General features: G+C 69.3%; 4 protein-coding genes. All 4 read right to left on the bottom strand.

Annotated elements, in window-relative coordinates; genetic code table 11:
• Positions 1 to 228: 228 nt before the first annotated feature.
• Positions 229 to 1,062, bottom strand: coding sequence for an ABC transporter ATP-binding protein (locus tag NS4_RS11595; RefSeq protein ID WP_063059539.1), 834 nt, complete (start codon positions 1,060 to 1,062; stop codon positions 229 to 231).
• Between the two features lie 116 nt (positions 1,063 to 1,178).
• Positions 1,179 to 1,814 (bottom strand): histidine phosphatase family protein, encoded by a 636-nt coding sequence (locus NS4_RS11590; protein WP_063059538.1) that lies wholly within the window; start codon positions 1,812 to 1,814, stop codon positions 1,179 to 1,181.
• A 3-nt stretch (positions 1,815 to 1,817) separates the two neighbouring features.
• Positions 1,818 to 2,609: an aminoacyl-tRNA hydrolase gene (locus tag NS4_RS11585; protein ID WP_063059537.1), complete on the bottom strand. Its 792-nt coding sequence runs from the start codon at positions 2,607 to 2,609 to the stop codon at positions 1,818 to 1,820.
• 153 nt (positions 2,610 to 2,762) lie between these two features.
• Positions 2,763 to 3,980, bottom strand: coding sequence for a phosphoserine phosphatase SerB (gene serB, locus NS4_RS11580; protein WP_063059536.1), 1,218 nt, complete (start codon positions 3,978 to 3,980; stop codon positions 2,763 to 2,765).
• Positions 3,981 to 4,151: the final 171 nt, after the last annotated feature.

The raw sequence follows: 4,151 nt of genomic DNA, 5'->3' as shown, positions 1-4,151 counted from the left end.
TCGCAACACTCGACTCATACGGGTTGCGTCGGCATTCGAGGTTTGGGGCGGCGCATGGCCACGCCTGCGAAACAGGCCCGCGAAGTCTCCCGCTCCACGGTTGGCCGCACAGGTCCTGGGCCGAGACCGTGGCGCCCGCGTGCCCGGCCTACCGCTGTGTCGATTGCCGTCACCCGCGGCTTCATCACCGTTGCGGAAGTCTCGCGCTTTCCGGGGCGCGATGACGCCCTACCGCGACCGGTGCCGCCCCAACCGTCGCTTCCGGCGGGCGAAGTACCGTCCGTCGATCCGGTCCAGTGCGATGGACTGGCGGAACGCCTCGCTCAGGTTCTCGGCGGTGAGTACATCGTCGAGCAAACCCTGGGTGACGATCTCGCCCTCGCTGATCAGCATGCAGTGGGTGAAGCCCGGCGGGATCTCCTCGACATGATGGGTGACCAGCACCAGCGCCGGGGCGTCGGGGTCGGAGGCCAGGTCGCCCAGGCTCTCCACCAGTTCCTCACGGCCGCCCAGGTCCACGCCCGCGGCCGGTTCGTCCAGCAGCAGCAGTTCGGGGTCGGTCATCAGGGCGCGGGCGATCAGGACGCGTTTGCGTTCGCCCTCCGACAGCGTGCCGTAGGTGCGGTCCAGAAGGTGTTCGGCACCCAGGCTTTCCAGCATGTCGATCGCACGGTCGGTGTCGACGTCGTCGTATTTCTCACGCCAGCGGCCGAGTACCGCGTAACCGGCGGAGACGACCAGATCAGCGACCCGCTCCTCCGATGGAATACGCGCGGCCAGCGCCGCGGACGACAGGCCGATCCGGGGCCGCAGTTCGCTGACGTTCGTTTTGCCGAGCCGTTCGCCGAGGACGTAGGCGGTGCCGTACGAAGGATGGGTCTCGGCTGCCGCGACCTGCAACAGCGAGGTCTTCCCGGCTCCGTTGGGGCCCAGGACGACCCAGCGTTCGTCGAGTTCTACCTGCCAGGTCACCGGGCCGACGAGATTGTGCCCGTTGCGGCGGATGGAAACATTGGTGAAGTCGATGAGCAGATCTGGATCGGGATGCGCCACGCGCTCCATCTTGTCTCGAGGCGAACACGCTCGCGGCACCGGGCACCCGCGATTCACCGCGGGAGACCGCCGGATCGCCGGTATCCGACAAACAGGACGGGCGGGTCGGGTCCGAGCGCGGCGCCTCAGAAGCCGGCCGGGCGGTGGCGCGTATCGCCGAGGCTCTCGATCCGGCGATTGTGATAGAAGTCGTCCTCGCGCAGTTCGGTGATACTGCCGGAGGGGGCGTGGAAGGCCACGTAACCGGTTGCTTCGAGCGGCATTCCGATCCACGCGGCCGGCACAAAGGTGAGGGTGCCGCCGTGAGTGACGATGATCTGGTTCTCGCAGCGGCTGTCCAGAATCGCGTCCACAGCGGCATAGACACGCCGCGCGAACGCCGCCCGGGTTTCGGCACCCGGAATACCTTCGTCGTGCGTCATCCGGTCACCGACCGCCGGCGGCGGTAGGAACCTCTGGTCGAGCCACTGCTGGGGTCGTCCGCCGGCCTCGCCGTAGGACTTCTCGCGCAGCCGTTCGTCGTACACCGGAGTCACGTCCAGCACGGCACCGATCACCGCGGCAGTCTGCGCGGTCCGCCGTAGATCCGACGAGAACACCTCGACGTTCGCGCCGCCGGGGCTCCGCGACCGCAGGGCATCCGCGACGGCCGCCGCGGCGCGTTCACCGGCGGCGGTGAGCCGGGAGTCGTACCAGCCGCCGACCACCCGGTCGACGTGATGCGTCGCCTCCGGGTGGGTGACGACGTGGACGGTGCGCATCTCCTACCACTGGTCCGGCCGCGCGGGCCGGGTGGCGATCACGGTCGTCGAACCCGGCGCGACCTCGGTGAAACCGGCGTCGCGCACCGCGGTCGCCGCGCTGCGGTTGACGGCCGCGCTCAGCATCTGCCACTCGTCGGGTCCGGCCTCGCGGACCGCGCAGGCGAACCCGCGCTGCGCCCAGGTCCGGGCCTGTTCCACCGGCAGCGCTCCGGCGAACAGCATGCTCGCGTGCCCGACCTGCGCGGCGGCCTTACCGACGGTCATACCGAGTTCGGCGTTCACCCAGAACACCGGGACATCCAGCGGCACCGGGCCGGGATCGTCGGATTCCAGGTCGGTGCCGCCGATCTGCAGGCGCCGGATCCGCGGATCGACCTCGCCCACGGGCCCCGGTACCAGAGCCCGCACCAAGGCGCCGCCGCTTTCGACGGTCACTCCGGGAACCTCGTTCGCGGCCGCCCACTGGGCCCCGCGCGCCCGCCGGGCGACCTTCCTGATCCGCGCGCGCTTCCACGCCAGATACCGCTGCTCCCATTCGCCTTCGTACCCGACGCGCGGGTCGAGGCACAGCGCGACCGCCGCGGCCGCCGCGGCGGCCAGGACATCGCTGCGCGCGGGCGGATCGGTCTTGGGCAGGTGCAGCACCATCTGCATCGCCTGCACCTGTGCGGGGTCCTCGGGGTCGCCCAGTTTGCCGTACCCCGCGGCGAGTTCGGCGTGACGTTCGGAAAATCCTGGGTCCGCGAGGAACTCGGGATCGGTGTCTTCCGGGAAGTCCGGCTCCGCATCCATCTCGCGACCGTTCGCCGCTACTTCCCTCACGCCACTATCCGGCATTCCACCAACCCTCCCAACACCCGAGCTTCACCGGACGACAGCCTACCCACGCACCGACACCGAACCCCCCGCGGTGCCGAGTCCGGCTCGGTCGCAGAGAATTACGATTCACCCCAGCGGGACCCGCCGCAGCAGCCCGTCCACGGCGTCCGCGGCCTCGACCTCGTCGCGGGTCACGCCCAGGATGAACAGCACGGCATCCAGGTAGGGGTGCGACAGCGCGGTATCGGCGACCTCTCGCAACGCCGGTTTGGCGTTGAACGCCACGCCCAGCCCCGCCGCATTCAACATATCGATATCGTTGGCGCCGTCACCGACCGCCACCGTCTGCTCCATCGGCACGCCGGATTCGGCCGCGAAGGCCCGCAGCGCGGTCGCCTTGTAGGCCCGGTCCACGATCTGCCCGACCACCCGGCCGGTGAGCTTCCCGTCGACCACTTCCAGGACATTGGCCTGAACGAAATCGAGGTCCAGTTCGCGGGCGAGCGGGTCGATCACCTGCCGGAATCCACCGGAAACCACGCCGCACCGGAAGCCCAGGCGTTTGAGCGTTCGGATGGTGGTCCGGGCCCCGGGGGTGAGCTCGATAGTCGCCGCCACCTCCCCGATCACCGATTCGTCCAGTCCGGCCAGGGTCGCCACCCGCTGCCGCAGCGATTCCGCGAAGTCGATCTCCCCGCGCATCGCCGCCTCGGTGACCTCTCGCACCTGGTCCTCGACCCCGGCGTAGGCGGCCAGCATCTCGATCACCTCACCCTGGATGAGGGTGGAATCCACATCGAAGACGATCAGTCGTTTGGCCCGGCGCGCCAGCCCGGCCCGCTCCACCGCGATATCGACCCGTTCGATAACCGCCACATCGGCCAGCGCGGTGCGCAGCCGGGCATCGGTGTCCCCGCCGTGGTCCGACGCCGTGACCATGAGTTCCATCCCGGTTACCGGGTAGTCGGCGATGCCGCGGATGGTGTCGATATTGGCGCCGAGCCCGGCCAGTTCCCGCGAGACCGCACTGAAGGCGTGTGCCGTCACCGGCGACCCGAGCACCACCACGGCGTGCGTGGACACCGGGGCCCGCGCGACGTGGGCGTCGATATCGACATCCACCTGCATACCGACGGTGTTCATCGCCTCCTCGAGTTCGTCCTGCAGCGACTCGGGGTCGGTCGGACAGCTGATCAGCACACCCAGGGTGAGCCGGCCGCGGATCACCACCTGCTCGATATCGAGCAAACTCACCCGGTGCCGCGACATGGCCGTCAGCAGAACCGACGTCACACCGGGACGGTCGGGCCCGGTAACGGTGACCAGCACGGTGGTCTCGGCCAAAACAACTCCTGTATTTTCGGCGCCGCCGCCGGCGGCGCGGGTCGAGGCCCTCACGACCCCGCACACGAAGCGCCACGCTGCGCCCGATCGCAGGACCCGCGGACCTGCCCACAACAATGTAAGTACACGCCACCTCCCGCCCGCAGACGACCCCCTGCTGTGTTTTTCGGC

The sequence above is a fragment of the Nocardia sienata NBRC 100364 genome, assembly GCF_001613205.1.
GTDB lineage: Bacteria > Actinomycetota > Actinomycetes > Mycobacteriales > Mycobacteriaceae > Nocardia > Nocardia sienata.
The sequence above is the reverse complement of the archived record's forward strand: the minus strand, read 5'-3'. Positions and strand labels throughout refer to the sequence as shown.